The sequence below is a fragment of the Kitasatospora sp. NPDC005748 genome (assembly GCF_040630735.1).
GTDB lineage: Bacteria > Actinomycetota > Actinomycetes > Streptomycetales > Streptomycetaceae > Kitasatospora.
Genome location: NZ_JBEXYD010000002.1, coordinates 25,288 through 51,609 on the forward strand (window position 1 = coordinate 25,288; position 26,322 = coordinate 51,609).

The 26,322-nt window shown below is 75.3% G+C and carries 24 protein-coding genes and 1 tRNA gene; 15 read left to right on the forward strand and 10 right to left on the reverse strand.

Going from position 1 to position 26,322, the window contains the following annotated elements; translation table 11 throughout:
* Positions 1–131: 131 nt before the first annotated feature.
* Both ABZ495_RS01535 and ABZ495_RS01540 read left to right on the forward strand, forming a co-directional pair.
* Positions 132–1,145 (forward strand): YIP1 family protein, encoded by a 1,014-nt coding sequence (locus ABZ495_RS01535; RefSeq protein ID WP_359833906.1) that lies wholly within the window; start codon positions 132–134, stop codon positions 1,143–1,145.
* A gap of 227 nt (positions 1,146–1,372) precedes the next feature.
* Positions 1,373–2,263 (forward strand): metal-dependent hydrolase, encoded by an 891-nt coding sequence (locus ABZ495_RS01540; RefSeq protein ID WP_359833909.1) that lies wholly within the window; start codon positions 1,373–1,375, stop codon positions 2,261–2,263.
* A gap of 93 nt (positions 2,264–2,356) precedes the next feature.
* On the opposite strand, the gene dcd is transcribed toward ABZ495_RS01540, so the two are convergent.
* Positions 2,357–2,932 (reverse strand): dCTP deaminase, encoded by a 576-nt coding sequence (dcd, locus tag ABZ495_RS01545; RefSeq protein WP_329488708.1) that lies wholly within the window; start codon positions 2,930–2,932, stop codon positions 2,357–2,359.
* A 71-nt stretch (positions 2,933–3,003) separates the two neighbouring features.
* Positions 3,004–3,225 carry a hypothetical protein gene (locus ABZ495_RS01550; RefSeq protein ID WP_329488707.1) on the reverse strand — a complete coding sequence of 74 codons (222 nt, stop codon included), beginning with the start codon at positions 3,223–3,225 and terminating at the stop codon, positions 3,004–3,006.
* 279 nt (positions 3,226–3,504) lie between these two features.
* Between ABZ495_RS01550 and ABZ495_RS01555 the strand changes: the two genes are divergently transcribed.
* Together ABZ495_RS01555 and ABZ495_RS01560 are read left to right on the forward strand one after the other, a co-directional pair.
* A tRNA-Gly gene (locus tag ABZ495_RS01555) sits at positions 3,505–3,575 on the forward strand.
* A gap of 193 nt (positions 3,576–3,768) precedes the next feature.
* Positions 3,769–5,814: a histidine kinase gene (locus tag ABZ495_RS01560; protein WP_359833911.1), complete on the forward strand. Its 2,046-nt coding sequence runs from the start codon at positions 3,769–3,771 to the stop codon at positions 5,812–5,814.
* A 69-nt stretch (positions 5,815–5,883) separates the two neighbouring features.
* On the opposite strand, the gene ABZ495_RS01565 is transcribed toward ABZ495_RS01560, so the two are convergent.
* Entirely contained in the window at positions 5,884–6,492 is a 609-nt protein-coding gene (locus ABZ495_RS01565) for a response regulator transcription factor (RefSeq protein WP_359833913.1), read from the reverse strand.
* Positions 6,493–6,577: 85 nt separating this feature from the next.
* Here ABZ495_RS01565 and ABZ495_RS01570 point away from each other — a divergent pair, with 85 nt between their 5' ends.
* Both ABZ495_RS01570 and ABZ495_RS01575 read left to right on the forward strand, forming a co-directional pair.
* Positions 6,578–7,312, forward strand: a complete 735-nt coding sequence (locus tag ABZ495_RS01570) for an ABC transporter ATP-binding protein (RefSeq protein WP_352288389.1) — start codon at positions 6,578–6,580, stop codon at positions 7,310–7,312.
* A complete protein-coding gene (locus ABZ495_RS01575) occupies positions 7,309–9,819 on the forward strand; it encodes an FtsX-like permease family protein (RefSeq protein WP_359833914.1) in 2,511 nt (836 codons plus the stop codon). The genes ABZ495_RS01570 and ABZ495_RS01575 overlap by 4 nt, the downstream gene beginning before the upstream one ends.
* 128 nt (positions 9,820–9,947) lie before the next feature.
* Here the strand turns inward: ABZ495_RS01575 and ABZ495_RS01580 are convergent, their stop codons facing one another.
* The 3 genes from ABZ495_RS01580 to ABZ495_RS01590 form a co-directional block, all read right to left on the reverse strand.
* Positions 9,948–11,075 (reverse strand): nucleotide disphospho-sugar-binding domain-containing protein, encoded by a 1,128-nt coding sequence (locus ABZ495_RS01580; RefSeq protein ID WP_359804047.1) that lies wholly within the window; start codon positions 11,073–11,075, stop codon positions 9,948–9,950.
* A 207-nt stretch (positions 11,076–11,282) separates the two neighbouring features.
* Positions 11,283–12,170, reverse strand: a complete 888-nt coding sequence (gene sigJ / locus ABZ495_RS01585) for an RNA polymerase sigma factor SigJ (RefSeq protein WP_359833916.1) — start codon at positions 12,168–12,170, stop codon at positions 11,283–11,285.
* A gap of 103 nt (positions 12,171–12,273) precedes the next feature.
* Complete coding sequence (locus ABZ495_RS01590) at positions 12,274–12,966, reverse strand: NAD(P)-binding oxidoreductase (protein WP_359804048.1); 693 nt, start codon at positions 12,964–12,966, stop codon at positions 12,274–12,276.
* Between the two features lie 358 nt (positions 12,967–13,324).
* Here ABZ495_RS01590 and ABZ495_RS01595 point away from each other — a divergent pair, with 358 nt between their 5' ends.
* Positions 13,325–13,897: a hypothetical protein gene (locus ABZ495_RS01595; RefSeq protein ID WP_359804049.1), complete on the forward strand. Its 573-nt coding sequence runs from the start codon at positions 13,325–13,327 to the stop codon at positions 13,895–13,897.
* Positions 13,898–14,463: 566 nt separating this feature from the next.
* On the opposite strand, the gene ABZ495_RS01600 is transcribed toward ABZ495_RS01595, so the two are convergent.
* Both ABZ495_RS01600 and ABZ495_RS01605 read right to left on the reverse strand, forming a co-directional pair.
* Entirely contained in the window at positions 14,464–15,108 is a 645-nt protein-coding gene (locus ABZ495_RS01600; RefSeq protein WP_359833918.1) for a response regulator transcription factor, read from the reverse strand.
* On the reverse strand, positions 15,105–16,304 hold the full coding sequence (locus tag ABZ495_RS01605) for a sensor histidine kinase (protein ID WP_359834186.1): 1,200 nt from the start codon (positions 16,302–16,304) through the stop codon (positions 15,105–15,107). Before ABZ495_RS01605 ends, ABZ495_RS01600 begins: the two co-directional genes overlap by 4 nt.
* Before the next feature lie 476 nt (positions 16,305–16,780).
* Between ABZ495_RS01605 and ABZ495_RS01610 the strand changes: the two genes are divergently transcribed.
* The 7 genes from ABZ495_RS01610 to ABZ495_RS01640 all read left to right on the forward strand — a co-directional run bounded on the left by ABZ495_RS01610 (position 16,781) and on the right by ABZ495_RS01640 (position 23,150).
* Positions 16,781–17,341, forward strand: coding sequence for a heme-binding protein (locus ABZ495_RS01610; RefSeq protein WP_329488688.1), 561 nt, complete (start codon positions 16,781–16,783; stop codon positions 17,339–17,341).
* Positions 17,342–17,574: 233 nt separating this feature from the next.
* Positions 17,575–17,991, forward strand: a complete 417-nt coding sequence (locus ABZ495_RS01615; RefSeq protein WP_329492168.1) for a PPOX class F420-dependent oxidoreductase — start codon at positions 17,575–17,577, stop codon at positions 17,989–17,991.
* Positions 17,992–18,034: 43 nt separating this feature from the next.
* Complete coding sequence (locus ABZ495_RS01620; RefSeq protein ID WP_329488687.1) at positions 18,035–18,448, forward strand: hypothetical protein; 414 nt, start codon at positions 18,035–18,037, stop codon at positions 18,446–18,448.
* A gap of 168 nt (positions 18,449–18,616) precedes the next feature.
* Positions 18,617–19,501, forward strand: coding sequence for an NAD(P)-dependent oxidoreductase (locus ABZ495_RS01625; RefSeq protein ID WP_359804051.1), 885 nt, complete (start codon positions 18,617–18,619; stop codon positions 19,499–19,501).
* Positions 19,502–19,570: 69 nt separating this feature from the next.
* Positions 19,571–20,149 carry an NAD(P)H-dependent oxidoreductase gene (locus tag ABZ495_RS01630; protein ID WP_329488685.1) on the forward strand — a complete coding sequence of 193 codons (579 nt, stop codon included), beginning with the start codon at positions 19,571–19,573 and terminating at the stop codon, positions 20,147–20,149.
* 386 nt (positions 20,150–20,535) lie between these two features.
* Entirely contained in the window at positions 20,536–21,744 is a 1,209-nt protein-coding gene (locus tag ABZ495_RS01635) for an LPXTG cell wall anchor domain-containing protein (RefSeq protein ID WP_359833920.1), read from the forward strand.
* A gap of 242 nt (positions 21,745–21,986) precedes the next feature.
* A complete protein-coding gene (locus ABZ495_RS01640; protein WP_359834188.1) occupies positions 21,987–23,150 on the forward strand; it encodes a hypothetical protein in 1,164 nt (387 codons plus the stop codon).
* Positions 23,151–23,183: 33 nt separating this feature from the next.
* Here the strand turns inward: ABZ495_RS01640 and ABZ495_RS01645 are convergent, their stop codons facing one another.
* Positions 23,184–23,942: an aquaporin gene (locus ABZ495_RS01645; protein ID WP_359833922.1), complete on the reverse strand. Its 759-nt coding sequence runs from the start codon at positions 23,940–23,942 to the stop codon at positions 23,184–23,186.
* Between the two features lie 288 nt (positions 23,943–24,230).
* Here ABZ495_RS01645 and ABZ495_RS01650 point away from each other — a divergent pair, with 288 nt between their 5' ends.
* A complete protein-coding gene (locus ABZ495_RS01650) occupies positions 24,231–25,007 on the forward strand; it encodes a MerR family transcriptional regulator (protein WP_352290416.1) in 777 nt (258 codons plus the stop codon).
* 61 nt (positions 25,008–25,068) lie between these two features.
* Here the strand turns inward: ABZ495_RS01650 and ABZ495_RS01655 are convergent, their stop codons facing one another.
* Positions 25,069–26,106: a helix-turn-helix domain-containing protein gene (locus ABZ495_RS01655; protein ID WP_359804055.1), complete on the reverse strand. Its 1,038-nt coding sequence runs from the start codon at positions 26,104–26,106 to the stop codon at positions 25,069–25,071.
* Between the last annotated feature and the right edge of the window lie 216 nt (positions 26,107–26,322).

Consider the following 26,322-nt stretch of genomic DNA (forward strand, 5'->3'; position numbering starts at 1 on the left):
GCAGCGGTAGGACCCGCCCGACACGGCGCCCCGGGCCCCGCCCCGGGCGCCGTCGTCACAGGCTCGCTGCAAACCGGCTCCGGCTCGGTGCCCGACCGACACGGAGTCGGCCGGACGGGTACCTTCGGAGCGTGGCTGGTAATCGATACGACAGCGGTCAGGGCGCCGACCCCCGTGGCGGGTGGTCGGCTCCTCCCCCCTCGGTGGGGGCGCCCGGGGGGTACGGGCAGGCGGACGGTCCGGAGTACTTCACCGCTCCGCACCGGGGGACGGCACCGCGGCCGGGGGCGTCGTCCCCCGGCGGGCACGGCGGTCCCCAGGCCGGCGGGTACGACCCGTACGCGGCCGACCAGCCCGGGCACACCCGGGCCTTCCCGACCGGCGGCGACCCGTACGCGGGCGAGCCGTACCCGCAGCAGGGGTACCCGGCGGAGTACGGGCAGCAGCCGTACCCGCAGGGGTACGAGCAGGGCTACGAGCAGGGTTATGGCCAGGGCTACGACCAAGGGCCCGACCAGGCCTACGGCCACGGCCAGGACGGTCAGCCGGACAACGTCGCGGTGTACCGGGCCGGCGGCCAGGCCGCCCCGCACGCCACCGGCCCGCGCCCGCGCTGGCGCGAGCTGCTGATCGGGATCTTCCGCAACCCGACGGCCACCTTCGACCGCACCCGCGACCACCAGGTCTGGCTGCCCGCGCTCACCGTCTCGCTGCTGTACGGCGCGCTGGCCGTGCTGGGCATCGGCCTGACCCACGACGACGTGGTCAACTCGACCTTCACCAGCGCGCTCACCGCGATGGTCGTCGCCGCGATCGGCTTCACCGTGGCCGGCGCCACGCTCGGCGCGGTCACCTACGCGCTGGCCCGCCAGTTCGGCGGGGACGGCCCGTGGAAGTCGACGGTCGGCCTCGCCGTGCTGATCGGCTGGACGACGGATGCGCCCCGGCTGCTGCTGGCGCTCGTGCTGCCGTCCGACAACCTCGTCGTCCAGGTCGTCGGCTGGGCCACCTGGCTGTTCTGCGCCGTCCTGCTGACCACGATGGTCCGCCGGGTGCACGACCTGCCGTGGGGCAAGGCGGCCGGCGCCGCCGCGCTCCAGCTGCTGGCGCTGCTGGTGCTGATCAAGCTGCCCACCCTGGGCTGATCAGTCTCCTGTCCACCCTGGCTGTCCCCCTGGGCCGGTCGGCCTGTCCGCTCCGGGGCTGGTCGGCCTGCCCGTCCCGGGGCCGGTCGGCCTGTCCGTTCCCGGCCGAGGAACCGGGGAAGGCGCGGCGCGGGCCCGGGGGAGAATGGTCGACGGGCCCCGCCTGCGGGGCCCGTTCCGCTTCCACCACCCTCACGTCCACCACCCTCACGCGCACGGAGCCAGGCATGACCCTCCCCACCACCCACGTCAGCTTCCCGGCCGGGGCGGTGACCGGCGAGTCCCCGGTGCTCGCGGTGCACCCGCTGGACGGCGGCCGCCACGCGGTCGTCACCGCGGCGACGCCGTTCCACCCGCTCGACCACACCTGGCCCGACCAGCCGGCCGACCTCGGCACCCTGACCGTGGACGGCACCGAACTGGCCGTCGTCGACTGCCTGACCGGTGCGGTGGGCCCGGACGGCGGCGCGCCGCTGGTCGGCGCCGACATCCCGGTCCGGCGCGGTGACGAGGAGTGGTCCTGGCTGGTCCTGCACGTGGTCGAGGGGGCCCCGGACGGCCTCGTCGGCAAGACCGCGACGCTCGCCGTCGACCCGGGCCGGCGCGCCGCCCTCTGCGCCTCGCACAGCGGCTGCCACCTGCTCGCGCTCGCCCTGAACGCGGCCCTCGCGCCGCGCTGGCGCAAGGACCCGGGCCGCGCCGACGCCTTCGGCAACCCGGACTTCGACAGCCTCGCGATGGCGAGCTCCGTGATGGACACCGAGGCGAGTACCGACACCTACCGGCTCGGCAAGTCGCTGCGCAAGAAGGGCTTCACCGCCGAGGCGACCGACGAGTTCCCGGCCCTCGCCGACGCCCTGCCCGACCTCACCGAGGCGGTCAACCGGCAGCTGGCCGCCTGGGTCGCCGCCGACGCGCCGGTCCGCATCGACGTCCCCGGCCCCGAGCTGACCGCCCGCCGCCAGTGGCACTGCGAGCTGCCCGAGGGCGCCGCGCAGATCTTCTGCGGCGGCACCCACCTGCACCACCTGGGCGAGCTGGCGGCGCTCCGCACCGAGCTGCGGCTCTCCGAGGACGGCAGCGAGCTGGTCGCCGTCACCCGCCCCGAGCGGGTCTGAGCACCACCGGGAACGCCGCGGGCGGCCACCCCCCCCGACGGAGGGGTGGCCGCCCGCTGTGCGTGCGCTCGGTGTGCTTGGGACCGTCCGGGCTCAGATGTCCGTGCGGTGGAAGTTCAGGTAGGACCGGGACGGCGTCGGGCCGCGCTGGCCCTGGTAGCGCGAGCCGTACCGCGCCGAGCCGTACGGGTGCTCCGACGGCGAGGAGAGGCGGAACAGGCAGAGCTGCCCGATCTTCATCCCCGGGTAGAGCTTGATCGGCAGCGTCGCGACGTTCGACAGCTCCAGCGTGACGTGCCCGCTGAAGCCGGGGTCGATGAAGCCGGCCGTGGAGTGCGTCAGCAGGCCGAGCCGGCCCAGGCTGGACTTGCCCTCCAGCCGCGAGGCCACGTCGTCCGGCAGCGAGATGACCTCGTAGGTCGACGCCAGCACGAACTCGCCGGGGTGCAGGATGAACGCGTCGTCGCCCTCCGGCTCGACCAGCCGGGTCAGGTCCGGCTGCTCCTCGGAGGGATCGATGTGGGGATACCGGTGGTTCTCGAACACCCGGAAGAAGCGGTCCAGTCGCACATCGATACTGGACGGCTGGATCATCGCGGGGTCGAACGGGTCGATCACGACCCGGCCCTTGTCGATCTCGGCCCGAATGTCCTTGTCAGAGAGCAGCACGCTCCGAGGTTACGTGCACGACGGGGCCCCGGACGAATCGTCCGGGGCCCCGTCCGTCCTGGTACCCGCCCTCAGGCGAGGAACTCCGCGGCCTCCAGCCGCATCGCCCGGGCCAGTTGCGGCGCGGACAGCTCCCGTACGTCGGCCAGCACCGAACTGCGCATCCGCCCGCACTGCGGGCAGCGGATCAGCCGCCCGGGCCCCAGCCGGCCCGGCCCGAGGTTCTGCATCGGGAACGTGGTGGTGCTGAACAGGTGCCCCTCGGCACAACGAACGACGGCGCGCTGCTCCATCGGTCCCCTTCCCATCCTTACCCCGGTACTCACCCGTACTCATCGCACCCCGAACGGCCGAGCCTTCGGGACAGCGTCACATTAGGGGATGTTCCGGACATTCCACAGGATGGCTCGCCGCCCCGGAACCCACCCGCCGGAGCACTCTCACGCGGCCCACACAGTACGCCTCCACCCCCGCCCCGGGCGGCTCCGCCACGACCCCGGGCCACCTGTGCAACGGGCGTCACGGATGGGGTACAGTGGGCGCAGATCGAGCGGTCTCTGACGGCTCATCAGGCGGGCGTAGTTTAATGGTAGAACATGAGCTTCCCAAGCTTATAGCGCGAGTTCGATTCTCGTCGCCCGCTCTTCATGGCGAAACCGCAGGTCTTCGGATCTGCGGTTTCGCTGTTTTTCGGGGCGGATTCGGGGTGGGGCCAGAGCTGCCGGCTTGATCGGGTTCCGCGTAGCATGCGCCGGGTGGCGGGGGTGGATGTGGGGGCGCGGGCGGGGTGGCCGGCGCGGGGGCTGGTGGGGGCGGCGGCTGCCGCGGTGGCTTCGGTGCACCTGTTGAAGGGGCTGGCGCGGGTTCCGGGGGCGCCGGGGGCCGGGGTGGCCGTGGTCGTGGCGTGCGTCGTGCTGGTGGTGGTGCAGCTGCGGCACAGTTCGTCGGCGGTGCGGCGGGTGCTGGGGGTGGTGCCGCCGGGGGTCGGGACGGCGGTGGAGCTGGCCGTCGGGTATGTCGCGGTGCTGGGGTTCGGGGTGTCGGTCGGGTTGCTCTGTCTCCCGGCCGCCTCGTTGCTGCTGGAACGGCGCCGGGTGCTGGTGCCGCTGTTCGGCGCCTCCGCGGCCCTGATCGAGCTGGTGCGGTCGGGCAGTGTGCGGGACGCCGTCGACATGACGCTCATCGTCGCGATCGGCGGCGTGATGCTGTACGCCGTCACCACGCTCGCGCTGTTCGCGGCGCGGGTGCACGCGGCCCGGCTCGCGCTGGCGGCGGCCGCGGTGACCGCCGAGCGGCTGCGGATCGCGACCGGGCTGCGGAGCGGGCTCGCCGAGGGGTTGAAGGAGGTCCGCGATCTGGCGCTCCGGGACGATCCGGGCGTCCTGGCGGACCTCATCGGCGCGGCGCGGCGGACCTTGGCGGCGACCCGGGCCACGGCGGCGGAGCTGCGCAGCCTGTCGCTGGCCCCCGAGGCGGCGAGCGCCCGGGCGCTGCTGGCGTCCGCGGGCATCGCCGCGGACCTGCGGGTCGGGCACTCGGAGCCGCTCGGGCCGGCCGGGACGGTGCTGGCGGCGGTGCTGCGTGAGGCGGTCACGGCGGTGGTGCGGGTCGGTGACGCGCGGCGGTGCGAGATCGTCACCGGGGAGCGGGCCGGGCAGGTGGTGCTGCGGGTGGTCAGTGACGGCGTGCCGACGGCCGCGCTCGGCGCCGATCTGCTCGACGGCCTCGCCGACCGGGTCCGCGAGGTCGGCGGTCGGCTGACGGCCGGTCTGGAGCCGGACGGGCGCTTCGCCGTCGAGGCGGCGGTCGCGGCCACGCCCGCGCCGGCGGAGGCGGCCGACCCGCCCGAGCTGCGGACCGTGCTCGGCCTGTACCTCCTCGTCCTGGGCACCTTCTTCGTCAAGGCCGTGCTGCTCGTCCCGGTGCCGCTGCTCGCGCTCGGGGCACCCTGCCTGCTGGTCTTCTGCCTGCTCCAGATCCGCTTCGCGACCCGGGACTCGCCGCGCCACGCCCGGCTCGTGCTGCTCGCCTCGGCGGTGATCGCCCTCGCTCCGCTGCCCTGGTCCGGGCGGAACTGGATCGGCGCGGTCGGCATCCTCGCGGGTGCGCTGCTGTTCGCCCTCCCGCTCCGGGCCGGCGCGGCCCTCGCCGTCGCGGCGGCGGTGGCCGGCGGTGTGCTCACCGGCGGCGGGCCGGTGCCCGTGCTGCTCGCCGCCGTCGACGCCCTGATCACCTGCGTCGTGGTCTACGGCGTCCTGCGGCTGGCCCGGCTGGTGCGGGAGCTCCAGCGGGCGGGGGCGGGGCTGACCCGCGCCGCGGTGGTGACCGAGCGCCTGCGCGCCGCCCGTGACCTGCACGACCTGCTCGGCCACGGACTGACCGCGATCCTGCTCAAGGCCGAGCTGGCCCGGCGGCTGGCGGCCACGGACCCCGACCGCGGCCGGGCCGAGCTGCGGGACATCGTCCGGCTGGCCGAACGCGGCGAGACCGAACTGCGGACGGTGGTGAGCGACAGCCCCCGGTTGTCCTTCGAGGCCGAACTCGCCTCGGCCGCCGGGGTACTGGAGGCGGCGGCGATCACGGTGGAGGTCGACGACGTCCCGGTGCCGCCGGCGGCCGGCGCCGTGCTGAGCGTGGTCCTCCGGGAGGCGGTCACCAACATCCTGCGGCACAGCGCCGCCCGCCACGCGCGCATCGCCACCTCGGTGGCCGGGGAAGCGGTGCGGCTGGAGGTGGAGAACGACGGGGCGCCGGACGGCGTCAGCGCGCCCGGCTCCGGGATCGGCGGGCTGACCGTCCGCCTCGCCGCGATCGGCGGCACCCTGGCGGCCGGTCCGGACGACGGCTGGTACCTGCTGCGCGCCGAGGTGCCCGCGGGCTGAGGCCGGTGCTGCGTGGGGCGGTCACCGCGGGCTGACGCCCGGAGCGCCGGGGGCGGGCGGGCGCGGCGGCTACAGCCAGCCCGCCTCACGCGCGATGCGTACCGCGTCGGTCCGGTTGCGGGCGTTGAGCTTGCCGACGACCGCCGTCAGCACATTGCGGACCGTCCCCGTCGACAGGTGCAGCCGCGCCGCGATCTCCGGGGGCTCGGCGCCCTCGGCCAGCTCCCGCAGCACGTCGTTCTCCCGCGGGGTCAGCGGGTTGTCCGCGAGGTCCCAGGCCGCGACGGCGAGCCCCCGGTCGAGCACCCGGCCGCCGCCGGCCACCTGCCGGATCGCCGCCACCAGCTCCTCCGGCGGGGCGGTCTTCAGCAGGAAGCCGTCGACCTTGGCGTCCAGGGCGCGGCGGAGCAGTCCGGGGCGGCCGTTCGAAGTGAGCATCAGGGTTCGGCAGGTCGGCACCTTCTCCTTCAGTGCCGCGGCTGCCTGGAGACCGTCGGTGCGCCCGGGCATCTCGATGTCGAGCACCGCGACGTCGGGCAGGGCGACGAGGGCGCGCGGCACCACGTCGTCGGCCGAGCCGGCCTGGGCGACGACCTCCAGGTCGGGCTCCAGCTCCAGCAGTGCCACCAGCGCGCCGCGCACCACGTGCTGGTCCTCCGCCAGCAGGAGTCTGATCATGCGACGACCCTACCCGTGACGATGTCACGGGTCGCTCGTGATCCGGTCCCTGGGCCGGGAGTTCGCGGCTCGGCAGGCTGGAGGCATGAGCGAAGCGATCACGTTGGAAGCTGTGAGCAAGGTGTACGGCAAGGGGCGGGGGGCGGTCGCCGCGCTGCGCGAGGTGACGGTGCGGCTGCCCAAGGGCGGCTTCACCGCGGTGATGGGGCCCTCCGGTTCGGGCAAGAGCACGTTCCTGCACTGCGCGGCCGGGCTGGACCGGCCGAGCTCCGGGACGGTCCGGCTGGGGGACACCGACCTGTCGCGGCTCAGCGAGACCAAGCTGACCGAACTGCGCCGGGAGCGCGCGGGGTTCGTGTTCCAGTCGTTCAACCTCGTGCCGTCGCTGACCGTCGAGCAGAACATCACGCTGCCGCTGCGCCTGGCGGGCCGCCGTGCCGACGCCGCCAGGCTGGCCGCGCTGGTCGGGCGGGTGGGGCTGCGGGAGCGGACCGGACACCGCCCGGGCCAGCTCTCCGGCGGCCAGCAGCAGCGCGTCGCCATCGCCCGGGCGCTGATCTCGGACCCCGAGGTGCTCTTCGCCGACGAGCCCACCGGCGCCCTGGACACCATGACCGCCCGCGAAGTCCTGACCCTGCTCCGGCAGACCGTCGAGGAGCTCGGCCAGACCATCGTCATGGTCACCCACGACCCGGTCGCCGCCTCCTACGCCGACGAGGTGCTCTTCCTGGCCGACGGCCGGGTCGCCGACACGATGTCCGCGCCGACCGCCGCCAAGGTCGCCGACCGCATGATCCGCCTGGGAGCGTGGAACCGATGATGTTCAGCTTCGCCGTAGCCACCCTCCGGCACCGCAAGGCCGGATTCGCCGGGGCCTTCGTCGCCCTGTTCTGCGCCGCCGCGCTGGTCTGCGGCTGCGGGACGCTGCTGGCCACCGGGCTGCTCGGCGGCGTCCGGCCGGAGCGCTACGCGGCCGCGCCGATCGTGGTCGCCGGGGACCAGAACGTCCACCAGGTCCAGAACAAGGGCAAGGGGAAGGTCAAGGAGAAGGCCAAGCCGATCGCCGGCCGGGCCTGGGTGCCCGCCGCGCTCGCCGACCGGATCGCGGCGCTGCCCTCGGTGCGGTCCGTCAGCACCGAGGTGACGTTCCCGGTGCTGCTGCCCGGCGGCCCCACGGCGAACTCCTGGGGCCACGGCTGGGAGTCCGCGCCGCTGGCCGGCCTGACCCTGGCCTCGGGGGCCGCGCCGTCGGCCGCCGACGAGGTCGTGCTGGACGCCGGCACGGCCGCCCGGACCCACCTCGCCGTCGGCTCCACCGTGCGGGCCCGCACCGCCGGGGAGACGCTGACCGTGCGGGTCGTCGGCGTCACCGCCCAGGTCTTCGACGCCCAGGCCGGGGTGTTCTTCGCCCCCGAGCGGGCCCGGCAGCTGGCCGGCCACGACGGCCTGTTCAGTGCGATCGGCGTGTTCCCGGCGGCGCCGTCGGCCGCCACCGACGTCGCGGCCCTGCTCCGGAGCACCCAGGCCGGTAGCACTACCGCCACCGCCGTCACCGGTACGCAGGTCGCCCCGGTCGCCCTCGCCCGGACCGGCGACGACCGCGGACCGGTGGAGTTCCCCGACGCCGCCAACGCCCAGGTCCGACTGGTCAGCATGGGCGGTGTGCTGGGCGGCACCTCCCTGCTGGTCGCCCTGCTGGTCGTGGTCGGCACCTTCGGCCTCTCGATCCAGCAGCGCCAGCGCGAGATCGCGGTGCTGCGCGCCGTCGCCGCGACCGGTCGACAGGTCCGCAAAATGATCGGCGGCGAGGCGCTCGCGGTGGGGCTGGCCGCCGGGGTGCTGGGCGCCGCCGCCGGCCTGCCGCTGGGCAGTTGGCTCCGGGACCGGTTCGTCGCCCTGGACGTGATCCCCGCGAACCTCCCCGTGGTGCTCTCTCCGTTCCCCGCGATCGCCGCCGCCGGCGCCACCCTGCTGGCCGGCTGGGGCGCCGCCCGGATCTCGGCCCGGCGGGCCACCGCGATCAAGCCGGTGGAGGCCCTCGGCGAGGCCGAGATCAAGCCGCCCCGGCCGGGCTGGGCGCGGATCGTCCTCGGCGTCGTCGCGGCCGCGGGCTCCGTCGTGCTCACCGCCGTGCTCACCGTGCTGCACTCGGACCAGGCCTCCACCCCGGCCTGCTTCGTCGCCGTCCTGCTCTGGTGCACGGCGCTGTCCCTGCTCGGCCCGCTGGCGGCCCGGGCCGGGGTCGCGGTGCTGGGCCTGCCGCTGCGGGCTTCCCGGGTCGGCGGCTACCTCGCCGCCCACAACCTGCGGGCCGCCGCGCACCGGCTGGCCTCGGTGGTCACGCCGCTGACCCTGCTGGTCGCGATGGCCTGCACCATCCTGTTCACCCAGACCACCGTGGACGGCGCTGCGGGTGCGCAGCGCGACCGCGGCAGCGTCGCCGACTTCGTGGTCGGGCCGCGCGTCCCCGCCTCCGCCGCCGCCTCGGTCGCCGCCGTCCCCGGCGTGCGGACGGTGACCCGGGTGCTGCACACCCAGGTCCGCGACGGCCTGACCAGGCGCAGCGTGCAGGCGGTCACGCCCGAGCGGCTGACCGACACCCTGGACCTCGCGGTGACCGCGGGCGATCTCGGCGCGCTGGCGGACGGCACGGCGGCGGCCGCGGACGGGCTGGGCTACCGGCTCGGCCAGCGGGTCCGGCTCACCCTCGCCGACGGCACCCCGGCCGAGGTCACCGTCGTCGCCCTGTACGCCCGGGGCCTGGGCTTCGGCGACCTGACGCTGGCGCACGGCCCGGTCGCCGCGCACGTCGACGTCCCGCTCGACGACAACCTGCTGGTCCGGGGGGAGGGGGTCTCCCGGGAGGCGCTGGCCTCGGCGCTGCGGGCCGAGCCCGGCACCGGCGTCCTGGACCGCGCCGCCGCGCAGTCCGCGGGCAACCGGGTGAGCGCCCAGATCGGCTACGTCACGCTCGGCCTGATCATCGCCTTCGTGGCGATCGCCGTCCTCAACACCCTCGCGATGAGCATCACCGACCGCCGCCAGGAGTTCACCGCGCTGCGGCTGATCGGGACCACCCGCCGCCAGGTCCGCCGGATGCTCGGCTGGGAGACCGCGGCCTCCGTCGTGATCGCCACCGTGCTCGGACTCGGGATCGCCTTCGCGGTGCTCACCACCTACGCCCGGGGCATCACCCGGGGGACGGCCGGAGTCGCCGTGCCGGTGGGGCAGCTCGTGATCGTCGTCGCCGGCGCGGCCGCGCTCGCCGCGGTGGGCACCTGGCTCCCGGCCCGGGTCGCGCTGCGGGCCGGGGAACGGGCGGCCTGAGCGGGGCGGCGGCGAGTGGTCGGCCCGAGCGGACGCCCGGTACGGCGGGACCTCCGCGGACGCCCGGGGACGCCGCAGCCGCAGGTCACCCGACCTGCGGCTGCGGCGTCCCCGCGGGGTGGGCCGGGTCAGCGCGGGGCGGCGGCGAGGGCCTCGATGTCGGGGACGAGGGCGGCCGGGGTGGGGAGGGCCTCGTTGTCGGCCCGGAGGCGGGCGGCGGCCTCGCGCAGCGCCGGCTCCTCGACGAGGCGGGTGAGCAGGGCGGTGTCGACGTCGGCCGAGGCCGAGCGCAGGGCGGCCCCGGTGGCGGTGAGGATGTCGGCGACGGCGAAGTTGTCGGCGCCCTGGGGGAGGAGCAGCTGGGGCACGCCGGCCTGCAGACCGGTGAGCGTGCTGCCGGAGCCGCCGTGGTGGACCACGGCGTCGCAGACGCGCAGCAGCTCCGCGAGCGGGACCCAGGGCAGCGGGCGGACGTTGGCCGGGAGCGGACCGAGGTGGCTGAGGTCGGCCTCGCCGACGGCGAGCAGGAACTCGGCGTCGACCCCGGCGGCGGCCTCGATCAGCCGGCTGATGGCGTGCACGCCGTCCATCTCGGCGACCACGGTGCCCAGGGTGACGGCGACCCGCGGCCGGGTGCCGCGGCGCAGCAGGTCGCCGGGGACGACACCGCCGCCGTTGTAGGGGAGGTAGCGCATCCGCAGGCCGCCCCCGTCGCCGCCGAGCGAGGCCGGGACGATGTCCAGCGGGGTGGTCTCGGCGGGGCCGGCCACGCCGTGCGCCTCGTAGACATCGGTGAAGTGGGTGGCCAGCCGACCGGCCAGGTCGAGGCCGGAGGTGAGGCCGAAGTTCTGGAGCGCCGCCGGGATCTTGAGCTTGGCCGCGACCAGCTGGGCGGAGGCCAGGCAGGAGTCGTGGATCAGCAGGTCGGGCTCCCACGCGCCGGCGACGGCGAGCAGGTCGTCCACGGTGGAGCGGGAGGCGTGGGCGAAGGCGGCGGCCGCCATGTCGAAGATCTGGTCCTGGTCCAGGTCCGGCCTGGAGTACCGGGCCTCCTCGCCGGTGGCCTCCTCGAAGGCCTCCCGGAGTGGCCGGCCGTCGCCGATCTCGGCTATCGGGAAGCCGGCCTGCCGGAGCTGGTCCATCGGCTTCGGGCTGGCGAACAGGACCTCGTGTCCGGCTGCGCGCAGGGCCTGCGCGGTCGGCACCATCGGGAAGAGGTGGCTGGGCGCGGCCGGGCCGGTGAAGAGTATGCGCACGATCGTCTCCTGGTCGTTCATTCGGGTCGAACGGGGCTGGCGGTACGCGTGGGCCCGCTCTCTCCGTGAACTGACGACCGATCAGTTCCTGTTCCCGGCAGGATCGATTATCGGACGTTCTGTCACGGGTCTTGCGGGCGACGGTGAAGTGTGCTGCTGCTTGTCCAGCTGCTGCTCCTGCTCCTGCTCTTCCTCCGACGGCCCCGCTCAGAGCGGCGGGACGGGGAGGTCGCGAAGGCGGTCGGGGTCGGCGAGCAGGTTGATCTCGGTGATGCGGTCGTTCACGACGGTCAGCGCCAGGACGGAGAAGAGCCGCCCGTCGGGGGCGGTGACCAGGCCGAGCGCGCCGTTGATCAGGGCCGGGCGGGCGAAGGGTGCCAGGCCGCGGAAGAGCAGCGCCTGCCGGGCGACGGCGGGCGCGCCGTGGACGAGGTGCTGGATGCCGGGGAAGCCGCCGGCCCCGGTGGCGCCGACGTCGGCGCGCAGGGTGACGTCCGGGTCGAGCAGGGCGACCAGGGCGTCGAAGTCACCGCTGCGGGAGGCCGCGAGGAAGGCGTCGACGACGACCCGCTGGCGGGTGAGGTCGGTCTCCGGGGCGGCCGCGCCCCGGACCCGGCGGCGGGCCCGGCTGGCGAGCTGGCGGGTGGCGGCCGGGGTGCGGTCGACGATCGGGGCGAGCTCCTCGAACGGCACCGCGAACATGTCGTGCAGGACGAAGGCGAGCCGTTCGGCCGGCGGCAGGGTGTCCAGCACCACCAGCATGGCCAGGCCCACCGAGTCGGCCAGCAGCGCGGCCTGTTCGGGGTCGGCGGTGTCCGCGCGAGTGATCACCGGGTCGGGCACATGGGTGTCCAGCGGGGCCTCGCGCCGGGCGGTGCGGGAGCGGAGCAGGTCCAGGCAGACCCGGCCGACGACGGTGGTCAGCCAGCCGGGCAGGTTGTCGACGCGGGAGGCATCGGAGCGGCTGAGCCGGAACCAGGTCTCCTGGACGGCGTCCTCGGCCTCGCTCAGGGAGCCGAGCATCCGGTAGGCCACCGACCGCAGATGGGGGCGGTGCTGCTCGAACCGCCGGGCCAGGGAGTCGTTGTCGTTCATCGGGCGCGCCGTCGCAATCCGTCGTGGGCCCCGCCGGCCGGAGCGGTCGGCGGAGTTCGGCCGGGGGTCTGACGATGGGTCGGGAACAGGGGTGGGGCCCCGGTCAGTCGGCGATGCCGACGGTCCGGTGGACCGAATCGGGCCGGTCGACCAGGCCGAGCATGCAGTGGGCGACATCGGCGCGGGCGACCGACAGGCCGCGGCGGAGGTTGCGCCCGTACGCCGTCCGGTAGTCCCGGGTGAGCGGCCGGTCGGTGAGCCGGGGCGGGCGGACGATCGTCCAGTCCAGCCCGCCGGCGCGGATCTCGTCCTCCATCCGGGCCAGGTCGGCGTAGTGCGTGCGCAGGGCCGCCCGGGTGAGCGGGGCGGCGAGGTGGCGCATGAAGAAGCCGTCGCCCGGGTCGTGCCGGGGCGGCCGCGGGCGGGCGGGGGAGGGGACGGCGCCGATCGGGGCCGCGCTGACCACGATCAGGCGCCGGGCGCCCACCTCGCGCATCGCGGTGATGACCGCCCGGGTGCCGCGCCAGGCGACACCGGCCTCGGCGCTGGAGCGGGCGCCGAGGCCGGAGAGGACGGCGTCCGAGCCGGCGACCGCGGACTGCAGTTCGGCCGGGTCGGCGACGGCCAGATCGGCGCGGACGACCCGGACGCCGGCCGGGGCGCGGCCGCTCCCGGCCGGGTCGGCCAGCCTGGCCGGGGTGCGGACCACGACGGTGACGTCGTGGCCGGCCGCGACGGCCTGGGTGAGCAGGTGTCGTCCGATGCCGCCGGTGGCGGCGAGGATGGTGAGCTTCATCTGCGGCTGCCTCCTGTCTGTGAGGGGTGGCGTTCGTTCGCGACACCCTCTGAGCGGATCGGCCGCCGGGAATGTGACGAGGGCGGCCGTGAATGTGACGCAGGTCACTGCCAGGTCGCGCGGCGGCGAGGAAGGTGCGGACCGTGGGGGTGAAGGCCTCGGAGTGCTCGAAGACCACGAGGTGTCCGGTGTCGGTTCGGCGCGGCCGGGCGGGGCGGTCGACCGGGCCGGTCCGGCGTGTCGGGCGGGGCGGGGAACTGTGCCGGTTCGGCGCGCCGTCCACGGAGTGACGCAATCCCTTCCCGGGCCGAGCACCGGGAGAAGCGCGGAGGGCCCGGTGCAGTCAGGTGGAACCGAAGTGAACGTCGAGAACCCGGCCGGTCCCCGGTGCCCGGAGCCCGCCGGGCCGTTCGCGCGGCCCGCGCGGACGGTCGTGGACCAGGTGGCCGCCGGCGAACGCTGTGAGTGGCTGCTGCAGCGGACGCTGGACGCCGTCCGGCCGGCGCTGTCCTGGCGGTGCGCCGCACCCCGTGCGGGTGCGCGGCTGCCGCCGCCGGGCTCCGGACCGGCCGACGGCGGCGTCCAGTGGTACGTCGGCCGCGGCCGGGACATCGTCACGATCATCTCGGGCGCCCGGCGGGGCGAGTTACCGGCCATGGTGGAGGCGGGGTGGCGGCGGCGCGGCTGGACCATCACCTCGGTGAACGCCTGTCGCGAGTTGCCCGGAGTCGCCGCGGTCACGCCGGACGGCTACCGGCTGGCGCTGGAGTTCGGTGCCCTGGGCGAGGCCCGGCTGACCGCGACCTCGCCGGGGGTGGCCCGTTCGGAGCCGGTGCGGGGCGCGCCCGGCGGTCCCGAAGGCCCTTACGCGGTAGGCGGATCGGCGGCACTGCCGGAGATCCGCTGTCCGTTCTGGAGCGCCCTGGGCTGACCTGGGCCGGTGGGTGTTGAGAAGGCGCGGAGCGAGTCCCCCCGGACTCGCTCCGCGCCTTCTCCGCACACGGCATCGGCGCGCCGTACCCCCCGACTCTCCGGTCCCCCGCCGCACCCCCCTGGCAGCCACCCTCCGGCGAGGATGGTTCGCACAGACCCCGGCGAGGCCCCACCACCGGAGGCGTCGTTGATCTCCACGCTAACAAACCGAGTGGTTGGTTTGTCAATAGAGAGTTCCACGAAACATCCACATTCCGGCGGGCGTGTTCGGGCGGCCCGAGGGCGGGCCGAGGGCGGCCCGAGGGTGGGACGCAGGCGGGCGGCGCGCCGTCAGCGGCCGGGTGCCGGGGCGTGCCGACTCCGGCGCGGGTGCTCCGGGTGCGTGAGGAAACGGTGTCGGAGGAGGGTGGCCACAGGTCTCCGGCCTCACCCGTCCGGGCGAACGGCGGATCCGGGGCGAGGCTCCCGGGGGCCCGGAATCCGACACTCGGGGGCGAGGCTCCCGGGGGCGCGGAATCCGACACTCCGGGGCGGGACGGGCACGCAGCGGCACCGGACGGACGCTCAGCGCAGCAGCCGGCGCTCCTTGGCCACGGCCACCGCGCCGGCCCTGTTGTCCACGCCCAACTTGTCGTAGATCCGGCCCAGATGGGTCTTCACGGTGGCTTCGCTGATGAACAGCGCCCGGGCGATCTCCCGGTTGCCGAGCCCCTGTCCGAGCTGGGCCAGGATCTCCTGCTCACGTTCGGTCAACTGCGGTACGGGGGCCCGCATCTGAGCCATCACCCGGGTGGCGACCGGCGGTGACAGCACGGTCCGGCCGCGCGCGGCCGCGTGCACCGCCGCGAACAGCTCCTCGGGCCGCTCGGCCTTCAGCAGGTAGCCGGTGGCGCCCGCCCCGATCGCCCGGGTGATGTCGGCGTCGGTGTCGTAGGTGGTGAGGACCAGGACGTGCGGCGCGCCCGGTGCGGCGGTGATCCGCCGGGTGGCCTCGACGCCGTCGATGCCCTCGCCGAGCTGGAGGTCCATCAGCACGACCTGCGGCGCCAGCGCACCGGCCAGGGCGACCGCCTCCTCGCCGGTGCTCGCCTCGCCGACCACCTCGATGTCACCGGCGCTGGCCAGCAGCGCCAGCAGGCCGGCCCGGACCACGGCGTGGTCGTCGCAGACCAGCAGCCGCACCGGCGGGGTCGACGGGGCGGTGCTCATCGGGGCTCCAGGGGGGTTCGTCGTGGCTCCAGCGGGATCGCGGCGGAGACGACGGTGCCCTCGCCGGGGGTGCTCTCGACGGTCAGCGTGCCACCGAGCTGGCGCAGCCGCGCCCGCATCGCTGGCAGACCGTGCCCGCGCCCGCCGCTGCCGGGCTCCGGCGCGCCGGAGCCGCCGCCCGGCCGGGCGGGCCGGAACCCCCGGCCGTCGTCGGCGACGTCCAGGACGGCCTGGTCGCCGAGGAAGGACAGGGTCAGCGCGGCGGCCGAGGCCCCGGCGTGCTCCCGGACGTTGGCCAGCGCGCCCTGGGCGATCCGCAGCAGCGCGGACTGCGCGGCGGCGGGCAGTGGCACCGGGGCGCCGTCCAGGTGGAACCGGACCGGCAGCCCGCTCTCGGCGGACTCCCGCTCGGCGAGCGAGCGCAGCGCCTGGTCGAGGGTGCGCCCGTCGGCGAGCTCGGCGGGCGCGAGGTCGTGGACGAAGCGGCGGGCCTCGGCGAGGTTGCGGGCCGCCACCTCGGCGGCGGTCCGGACATGGGCGCGGGCGGTCGCCGGATCGGCCTCCCAGGTGCGGTCGGCGGCCTGCAGCAGCATCTGCTGGCTGGAGAGCCCCTGCGCCAGGGTGTCGTGGATCTCCATGGCCAGCCGTTCGCGCTCGGCCAGGGTGCCCTCCCGGCGCTCGGTGGCGGCGAGTTCGCGCCGGGTGCGGACGAGGTCCGCGATCAGCGCCCGCTGCCGCTCGGCCTGCCGTTCCATGTACAGGAAGACGGCGGTGGCGAGCGCCGCCACGGCCGGCGGCAGCAGCACCAGGTTGGCGTCCACCCCGCCCGGGAGCCGGACCTCGCCGATCACCACCAGCAGGGTGAGCGCGGCCACCAGCGGGATCGCCGCCCGGGCGGGCAGCGTGCGCAGGGCGGTGTAGACCAGCGGGACGGCGCACCAGGCGAAGCTCGGCGCGACCAGTACCAGGACGACCCAGAGGGCGACCACCAGGGCCAGCGGCCAGAGCCTGCGCCGGCGCCCGGGGGCGGGCGGGCGGCGGTGGGCCAGCCAGGAGCCGACCGGCTGGGCGACGGCCAGGGCGAGGCCGAGGCCGATCACCCAGGGGATGCGGGGGTTGCCGGGGTGGTGGCTGAGGTAGCGGCCGAGCGAGGTGGCGAGCAGCAGCAGGAAGGCGGAGTCGAGCAGGACGGCCAGCCGGCCGTCGTCCGGATTGTCGGCCCCGGGGCCGGAAAGGTTCGCCGGGCCGGAAAGGTCCGCCGGGGCGGGCGGGCTCGCCGGTCCGGGCGGGACCGCCGGGTCGGGGGCTGCCGCCGGGCCCGCGGGGGCCGGGGCGGTGGCACCGGTGGCCGGTTCGCCGCCGGCGGGACGGTCCTGCGGCACGGGGCGGCTCCTTCCACTCTGCGGTCGCCCCTCTGCGGGCGGCTCTCTGCGGTCGGCACTCCGGCCCACCACGCTGACCTGGTCCGATCCCTCGATGGTGACCCGTCCGACCGGGCCGCGCATCAGCCGATCGGTTGACGGGACCGTCCTCCATCCTGCGCGCGAGCGGCCGCCGGACCGTCGATGTGCCCGGGGCCCGGCGGCCGGAGGATCGGTACCGAAGCCGCCGAGCCCGACCTGGCCCCCAGATCCCGGCCGTGGCACCGACCGATCCGACGAGGAGCCCGACCATGAAGAAGACCTCCCTGCGTACCCGTGTGCTGACCGGTACCGTCGCCGCCGCCGCGCTGGCCGCCGCCACCGTCGGCGCCGTCTCGGCCAGTGCGGACACCACCGAGGCCCCGGCCGCCGCCGCCGCGGTGAAGGCCGACACCCAGAACAAGAACCTCACCCAGACCACCGGCCTGACCATCGAGGCCGCCACCAAGGCCGCCCAGGCCACCCTGGACGCGGCCACCAAGGCCGGCCAGCACGTCACGGTCGCGGTGGTGGACCGCGACGGCATCACCCGGGTGCTGCTCAAGGGTGACGGCGCCGGCCCGCAGTCGCCGGAGTCCGCCGAGCGCAAGGCGTTCACGGCGGTCTCCTGGAACGCGCCGACCTCCGAGCTGGCCAAGCGGCTGGCGCAGGCGCCGAACCTCAAGGACATCCCGGGCACGCTGTTCCTGGCCGGCGGCGCCCCGGTGCAGGCCAAGGGCGCGCCGATCGCGGGCATCGGCGTCGCGGGCGCGCCCAGCGGCGACCTGGACGAGCAGTTCGCCCAGGCGGGCGTCGCGGCGCTCGGCAAGTAGCGCCCGGCGGGCGCGCGGGCGCCCGACGCGACGCGACGCGGTGCACCGGAGCGGACCCCCGACCGCTCCGGTGCGCCGGCATGCCCGCGCGCCGCTGCCCGCCGCTGCGCCGCCGCCCGCCCGCCCGCGCCCAGCGCATCCGCCCCGGTCACCCGGTCACCCCGGGAGCCCGGTCACCCCGGGAACCCGGTGCGCCGGAGCGCCGCAGCGGCCAGGATGGGCGCATGCCTCACATGACCGAGACCGAGTGGCGCGCCTTCCTCGCCGCCGGCACCCGTACCGCCAAGATCGCCACCACCCGGGCCGACGGCCGCCCGCACGTCGCGCCGGTCTGGTTCCTGCTGGACGGCGACGAGATCGTGTTCAACACCGGCGCCGGCACGGTGAAGGGCCGCACGCTGGCCCGCGACGGCCGGGTGATGCTCTGCGTGGACGACGACCGGCCGCCCTTCTCCTACGCCCTCGTCCAGGGCACCGCCCGGCTGAGCGACGATCTGCCCGAGGTGCGCGACTGGGCCACCCGGATCGCCGCCCGGTACATGGGCGAGGAACTCGCCGAGCAGTACGGCGCCCGTAACGGCGTCCCCGGCGAGCTGCTCGTACGGGTGAAGATCGAGAAGGTCACCGCAGAACACGGGGTGGCCCACTGAAAAGCCTGTGCCGCTGTCAGTGGGGCGTGGCAGGCTTCCCGCTATGACGGCGTGGACCCTCAACGACATCGAACGTGCGATCCGCTCCTCCTGGGGTGTCGACACCTGTGCGCCCGAGGACCTGGCCCACTGGCATCCCGACAATCCCGCCCGCGGCCAGTGCGGGGTCACCGCGATGGTCCTGCACGACCTGCTCGGCGGCGAGCTCATGATGGGCGAGGTGCACGTCGGCGGTGTCCGGACGGACCTGCACTGGTGGAACCGGTTCGCGACCGGCTTCGAGATCGACCTCACCCGCGAGCAGTTCGGCCCCGACGAGCGGGTCGGCCCCGGCCGGCCGGTCGCCCGCCCGCAGCGCCCGGGCCGGCTCCAGGCCCAGTACGAACTGCTGCGCCACCGGGTCGTCGCCGAACTGGAGTCGGGCCGGGCCCGGCTGCCGGAGCACGCGTGCGCCTGAGCACGGCCGGGGCGGCGGGCTGACGTACAGTCGGGGCGGCATGGATCGTGGTCCGACGGCTCCGTCGGACCGGCCCGCCCGCTTCGACGTGCCCGGTTCGCCGTACCGGTGGCTCCGGCCCGGCGGTCCGTGGCGCGGTCCGCCGGGCGGCGACGACGGGAGTGGGCGATGGCAGTGACGACGGTCGGCTTCGTGGGGCTCGGCGCGATGGGGCAGGGCATGGCCGCCAGCCTGCTGCGGGCCGGGTACCGGGTGCGGGTCTGGAACCGCTCGCCCGGGCCGGTGGCCGCGCTGGTCGACCGGGGCGCCGAGGCGGCCGACGGGCCGACCGGTGCGTTCGCCGCCGAGGCGGTGGTCTCCATGCTCGCCGACGACGCCGCGTTCGAGCGGCTGCTGCTCGATCCGGCCCTGCTGGCCGGCGCCCGGGCCACCCTGCACGTCAACATGGCCACGGTCTCGGTGGCGCTCGCGGAGCGGGCCGAGGCCCTGCACGCCGAGCACGGCATCGGCTACGTCGCCGCGCCGGTCCTCGGCCGGCCCCCCGTGGCGGCGGCCGGCGAGCTGAACATCCTGGCCGCCGGGGCCCCGGAGGCGCTCGCCCTGGCCGAACCGCTGCTCGCCGCGATGGGGCGGCGGACGTGGCACTTCGGCGAGCACCCGCGCCAGGCCAACACCGCCAAGATCAGCGCCAACTTCCTGCTGGCCTGCGCGATCGAGTCGATGGCCGAGGCGTGCAGCCTGGCCGAGGCCAACGGCGTCCGCCCGACCGATCTGGTCGAGATGCTCACCGCCACGCTCTTCCCCGGGCCGGTCTACTCCGGTTACGGGGCGATGGTCGCCGAGCGCCGGTACGAACCGGCCGGTTTCAAGCTGCCGCTGGGTCTCAAGGACGTCGATCTCGCGTTGACCGCCGGCGCCGCGGCGCACGTGCCGCTGCCCTTCGGCAGCGTGCTGCGGGACGCCTTCCTCGACGCCCTGGCGCACGGTGACGGCGAGAAGGACTGGGCGGCCGTCGCGGCCGTCGCCCGCCGCCGGGCGGGCCTGCCGGAGTAGTCGCCGCCGGGCCCGTCGGAGGGCTGTCGTACGCTCGGGCCTTCTGTCGCCATCCGCACGGGGGTCCTGATGTCCGAGCACACCGCCGGCGCCGCTGCGCCGCGTTCGTTCCTCTTCCTGAACGCCAGTTCGCGCCCGGACGGCAACTCCGAACAGCTGGCCCGGCTGGCCGCGGGGGCGAGTCTGCCGCCCGGTGCCGAGCAGCGGTGGCTGCGGCTGAGCGAGCACCCGCTGCCCCCCTTCGAGGACCGCCGGCACAGTGAGGACGGCGGCTTCCCCGAGCCGGCCGGCCACGAACGCACCCTGTTGGACGCCACCCTGGCCGCGACCGACCTGGTCTTCGTCGCCCCGGTGTACTGGTACTCGCTGCCGACCAGCGCCAAGCTCTACCTCGACCACTGGTCCGCCTGGCTGCGGGCGCCCGGGGCGGACTTCCGCGCCCGGCTCTCCGGCGGCACCATCTGGGCCGTCACCGCCCTGGCCACCGAGCCGGACAAGGCGGACCCGCTGATCGCCACCCTGCGGCTCTGCGCCGACTACATGGGCATGCGCTGGGGCGGCGCGCTGCTCGGCAACGGCACCCGGCCGGGCGACGTGCTGAACGACGAGCGGGCGCTGGTCGCCGCCAAGTCCTTCTTCGCGGGCTGACGCCCACCCACCGGCCGGCCCTCTCCGACGAGGGCGGGGAGGCCCGGCCGGCCGGCCTCGGCGGCGGTCCGTGGGAGCATGGCCGCCCGACGGCGGTTTCCCGCCAGTGCGGCGCCGTCGGACGCGGTGTTCCGGACGTGTACCGGTCACCCTGCGGTCATCTGACGGTATGGCACAAAAGCCTTACCGAGTGACGGAGTTGGGCCAATCGGACAGTATCCGGTCAGGGTGGTGCACGAAGGGTGGCACCCGCCTTACGATCTGGCTGGATCTTTCGGTAGTCTCCGTCGGACTTTCAGCTTCGTGGGGGGACCACAGTTCGGACAACCCAGTCCTTCCGCGCTCCCGGGCCACGCCCGGACTCATCCGTGAGGTCTTCCTTGCCCATGTCCATACGTCGCAGCTTCGCCCTCGCCGGCGCCGCCGCCCTCGCCTCTTCGATGGTGCTGGCCGGTGCCCAGGGCGCCGTCGCCGTCGGCACCACCGGCTCCCCGTCCGCCACCGCGGCACCGCAGGCCGATAAGTCCTCGCGCCAGAGCCTGGACCTCTCCGTGCGCGGGGTGCCGGACACCTTCATCGCGGGCGGCGACGCCCGGGAGTTCACCTTCCGGATCGACAACTCGACCCGGCACGACTTCGTGTTCTACCCGCTGCTCAAGTTCAAGAACCGCGCGGGCAGCCTGGAGGCCGGCGACCTCAAGGTCGAGTACCAGCTGCCCGGCGGCGCCTGGCTGCCCGGCTCGGTCGCCCCCGGCGGCGGGGACTCCGACGACGACGCGGTGCTCATCCTGCTCGGCGGGGCCGACTCCGACGACGCGATGCTCGCGGTGAACCGCGGCAAGGACGTCTCCATCAAGGTCCGCGCCTCGTTCACCAAGGACGCCCCGCTCGGCAAGGCCGGCGTGGTGCCGGTCGTCTTCTCCGAGCAGCTCGACGACCAGTCCCACGAGCCCGTCGGCAACGGCCACTTCAGCTGCGACGGCATCACCGGCGCCGGCTTCACCATCAAGGCCGGGGGCGGCAAGCCGAGCCCGACCGCCAGCCAGACCACCGGCAAGCCGACCGGCAGCCCGTCGCCCAGCCACACGCCGAGCCAGTCGCCGAGCCACTCGCCCAGCCACTCGCCCTCGGCCACCGCCACCGCGACGCCCACCACAACCGCCACGGCCACGCCCACCGCGACCGCCACGGCCACGCCCACCGCGACCGCCACGGCGACGCCCACCGCGACCGCCACGGCGACGCCCACCGCCACCACCTCGGCGTCGACCAGCCCGTCGGCGTCGACCAGCCCGTCGTCCTCGGCGAGCGCGCAGCCGACCGGTGCGACCACCTCCGCCCCGTCCACCGGCGGCACCGGCGCCCAGGAGCCGATCGACTTCCCGGTGACCGTGCCGACCGTGACGCCGCCGAAGCTCACCCCGGCCGCCGTCGCCAAGGCCAAGAACGCGGCCGACAACGCCGACAAGGCACTGGCCCAGACCGGTGGCGGTGACGACACCACCGGCATCGCCATCGCCGGTGGCGCCGTCCTCGCGGTCGGCGCCGGCACCCTCGTGCTGCTCCGCCGCCGCAAGGCCGCCCAGCAGGGCTGATCCCGGCCCGGGCCGAGCCCGGGCATCCGGCCCACCGGGCCCCGGCACCGCCGGGACCGCCCGGCCCGGCCGACGGCCGCGCCCCGCGGGTGTCCTGCCACGGACACCCGCGGGGCGCGGCCGCTTCCGTCGGGTCACATAGGATGACCGGCCGAAGGGGGGCTCGGCGCGGGAGAGGTAGAGGGGTGCGGGGAGCACGGTCGGCACGGTCCACCACCGACTACGAGGCCGCCACCGGCCGGATCGCCGGTCTTCCGGTGCGCAGACACCACGTCCTGCTGGTCGCCTGGACGGTCCTCTGGTTCCTGCTGGTCGAGCCCAGCGGCGGCTTCTCCTGGCACTACCTGCGTCAGGGCGAGGAGCTGCTCTTCAGCGGCCAGACCGACGGCGGGCTCGCGCTCTACGCCCACCACCCCGAACTGCAGATCGGTCCGGTCAGCCTGGCCGTCGCCCGGCTCTTCAGCCCGTTCCCCGCGCACACCGGCCAGCTGGTGGCCGAGGCCGCGATGTCCGGGCTCGGCCTGGTGATGCTCGTCCTGGTCGGCCGCACCGCCGCCTGGTACTACCTGGGCACCGGCACCAACCACCGTCGGCTGCAGCAGCGGCTGCTGGTCGCCGGGCTGGCGTTCATCCCGATGTGGGTGGAGGTCTCGGTCCGCTTCGCACACCTGGACGACGTGCTGGCGCTCTTCTTCACCACCCTCGCCGCGCACGCGCTCAGCCGGGGCCGGGCTGTCCAGGTCGCCGTCTACCTGGCGCTGGCGGTGGACTCCAAGCCCTGGGCGCTGGCCTTCGCCCCGCTGATCCTGGCGCTGCCCAGGCCGGCCTGGCTGCGCACGGCGCTGTGGTTCGCCGGGCTGGTGGCCGTCGCCTGGCTGCCGTTCTACCTGGGCGACCTGGACACGGTGGCGGCCGCCAAGTTCACCATCCCCAACCAGCCGGCCTCGGCGCTGCGGTGGTTCGGGGTGACCGACCCGACCACGCCGTGGTGGGACCGGCCGCTGCAGTTCGGCCTGGGCCTCGCGCTGGGCAGCATCGCGGTGTGGCGCGGCCGGTGGCCGGCCGTCGTCCTGCTGGGCGCGGACGCCCGGATCCTGTTCGACCCCAGCGTCTACACCTACTACACGGCCTCGATCCTGCTCGGCACCCTGCTCTGGGACGCGGTCGGCCAGCAGCGGCTGGTGCCGTGGTGGAGCTGGATCGCGCTGGCCGCGCTGTACGGCGGCACGCTGCTGATCCCCTCCGACTCGGCGCGCGGCTTCGTCCGGCTGGCCTTCGTGGTGCTGTCGGCCGCGTACGTGCTGCTCTGGCCCACCCGGCGGGGCCGCCGGCCGCGCCCCGGGGGAGACACCGGGGGCAGGGCCGCCCGGCGCCGCGAGCGCGTGCCCGCGGGGGCCGCGGGCTGAACGGCGGTGGGTGCTCGGGCGCCGGCCGGCGGTTCAGCCGGTCGCGGCGGACCGGCCCGCGACGAGCTCCCGCGCGTCGTCCGGCACGGACCGGCTCCGGACCGGTCCGGAGCGGGTGAACAGCACCGCGCCCAGCGCCAGCGCGGCCCCCGCCCCGGCCAGTTGGGCGAGCACGAAGCCGGGGACGGAGCCGGGCGCGATCCCGGTGTAGCTGTCGGTCAGCGCCCGCCCCAGGGTCACCGCCGGATTGGCGAACCCACCGGAGGAGGTGGCCCAGCAGGCCGCCGCGACCCAGAGACCGACCGCCGCGGGCACCAGGCGGCCGCGTCCGCTGCCGCTCAGCCCGGCGACCACCAGCAGCAGCGTCCCGGTGGCCACCGCCTCGCCGAGCCAGAGCGCTCCGCCGTCCCGGCCGTGTCCGGAGGGCTCGATGAACGGCCGCCCGAACATCGCGTTGGCGAGGCCAGTCCCGGCGACCGCGCCGGCCAGCTGCGCGGCGGCGTACCCGCCGAATTCGGGCAGCGTCGGCCCGCTGCCGTCGCGCCGGCCGGCCCACCACGCGCCGGCCGTCACCAGCGGGTTGAAGTGCCCGCCGGAGAGCGGGCCGAACAGCTCGATCAGGACGGCCAGGGCCAGCGCGGAGGCACCGACGTTGGCCAGGAACCGGACCCCGCCGTCCTGGCTCAGCGCGGCGGCCTGGATGCCCGAGCCGACCACGACGGCGGCCAGCGCGGCCGTACCGACCGCCTCCGCGGCCAGCCGTCGTATGAGGGGCGCAGCGGTGGTGGTCATGGCGCCATGCTGGCGGCTGCCGTCCGGCCCGGCAATAGGCGGCTTCGTCCAAGCCGGGGCCCGTCCGGGGCCGTCCGCTCGGAGACTCGCACGGGGCCGACGGCCCCCGGGGCGGACCGGGCCGGGCGGGGCGGGCGGGGCGCGACGTGACCGGACGGGCGTGGCAGGACGGGACGGACCGGGCGGGGCGGGCGTCGCGGCGCGGGCCGCCCCCGCGCCGGAGACTGGGCTTGACCCTCACGCAACGGGAGGCGGGAGAGTCGTGGCCAACGAGAAGGGAGCGCCCGGATGAGCGGCGGCTACTCGGTCGGTGCCGTGGCGAAGATCGCCAAGGTCACCGTCCGCACCCTGCACCACTACGACGAGATCGGACTGCTCGCCCCGCAGGGGCGTACCCCGGCCGGCTACCGCCGGTACCAGGACACCGACCTCGACCGGCTGCAGCAGATCCTGTTCTACCGCGAACTCGGGTTCCCCCTGGAAGAGATCGCGGCCATCCTGGACGACCACTCGGTGAGCCCGAGCGAGCACCTGCGGCGCCAGCACCGACTGCTGACCGACCGCATCAGCCACCTCCAGGACCTGGCCGCGGCCGTCGAACACGCCATGGAGGCACAGAAGATGGGAATCCAGCTGACCCCGGAGGAGAAGTTCGAGGTCTTCGGCGAGTCCTACCGGGAGGAGTGGGAGGCCGAGGCCGAGCAGCGCTGGGGCGACACCGACGCCTGGGCGCAGTCCCAGCGCCGCACCGGTGGTTACGACAAGGGCGACTGGCAGCGGATCAAGGCCGAGACGGACGCGCTCAACGCCCGTCTGGTGGCGGCCTTCACCGCCGGCGAACCGGCCGATGGCGGTCCGGCCATGGACCTCGCCGAGGTCCACCGGCAGCACATCTGCGACAACTTCTACGACTGCACCTTCGAGATCCACCGCGGTATCGCCGGGATGTACGTCGCGGACCCGCGGTTCACCGCCACCTACGAGGAGCTCGCCCCGGGCCTCGCCCAGTGGCTGCACGACGCGATGCTCGCCAACGCGGCCTTCCGCACCGGAGAGCAGGCATAGGGCCGCCGGCCCAGGCCACGCGCAGGCCCGGGCCGTGTCCTGGCCCGGGCCACGCCCGGCTTCAGGCCACGCCGCGTCCGAAGCCGCGCCGGTAGGCGGTCGGGGAGGTGCGCATCACCCGGCCGAAGTGGTGCCGGAAGGTCGCGGCACTCTCGAAGCCGACGGCGGTGGCGATCTCCTCCACCGACCCGTCCGGCGATTCGAGCAGCGGCAGGCTGGCCGCGACGCGCTGGCTGATCACCCAGCGCATCGGGCTGGTGCCGTTGCGGGCGGTGAAGTGCCGCAGGTACGAGCGGTCGGACATCTGGGCGGCCCGGGCCAGCAGGGAGATCGTCAGCGGGGCGGACAGGTGGTCCAGCGCCCACTGCATGGAACGGGCGATCCCGTCGTCCTCCTCGTCGACCGGCCGGACCGCCGCCTCGATGAACTGGGCCTGCCCGCCGTCCCGGTGCGGCGGCACCACGAAGCGGCGGGCCACGCTGTTGGCCACCTTGGCACCGTGGTCCCGGCGGACCAGGTGGAGGCAGAGGTCGATCCCGGCGGCGCTGCCCGCGCTGGTCAGGACGGAGCCGCTGTCCACGTACAGCACGTCCGGATTGACCCGGACCGACGGGTGGCGGCGCTGGAGCAGTTCGGCGTACCGCCAGTGGGTGGTGGCCTCGCGGCCGTCCAGCAGGCCGGCGGCGGCCAGCGCGAAGGCGCCGGAGCAGATCGAGACGATCCGCGCACCGCGCTCGTGCGCCGTTCGCAGCGCGGCGACCAGCCCGGGGGAGACCTCGCCGCTGAAGGCGTTCGGGACTCCGGGGACCACCACGGTGTCGGCGGCGGCGAGGTCGTCCAGGCCGTGATGCGCCGTCAGCGAGAAGCCGCCGACCGACCGCAGCGCGGTGTCCGGCCGGTCGGCGCAGACCTTGAGCCCGTACCAGGGGGCGGCCAGCAGGCCGCTCAGCTCGGGCCGCGCCAGCCCGAACACCTCGACCACCACGCCGAGTTCGAACGGCGTCATGCCGTCGAAGGCGTACACCGCGACATCGTGCACCGGCTCCGGCCGCCGTCCGATCGCGACGGCCACCGGGCCGGTGGTCTGCTGGTCGGCCATGAGGTCCCCTCGGACTGGGCGGCGGTGGCGGGATGCGGGTGAGTGTAGCCGTTCCGGCCAGGTCGAAAACTTCTGCGAAGCCACCTGCAACCTCCGCCCTCCTCGCACGTCCATCACCAGTGGGGGGCGGGTTCTGCCGGCGGTCGAGGCGATGGCAGGATTCCCGCCGATCACGATCTTGATCATGTGTCATGACGGTCCGGTCCACGCCGGGAA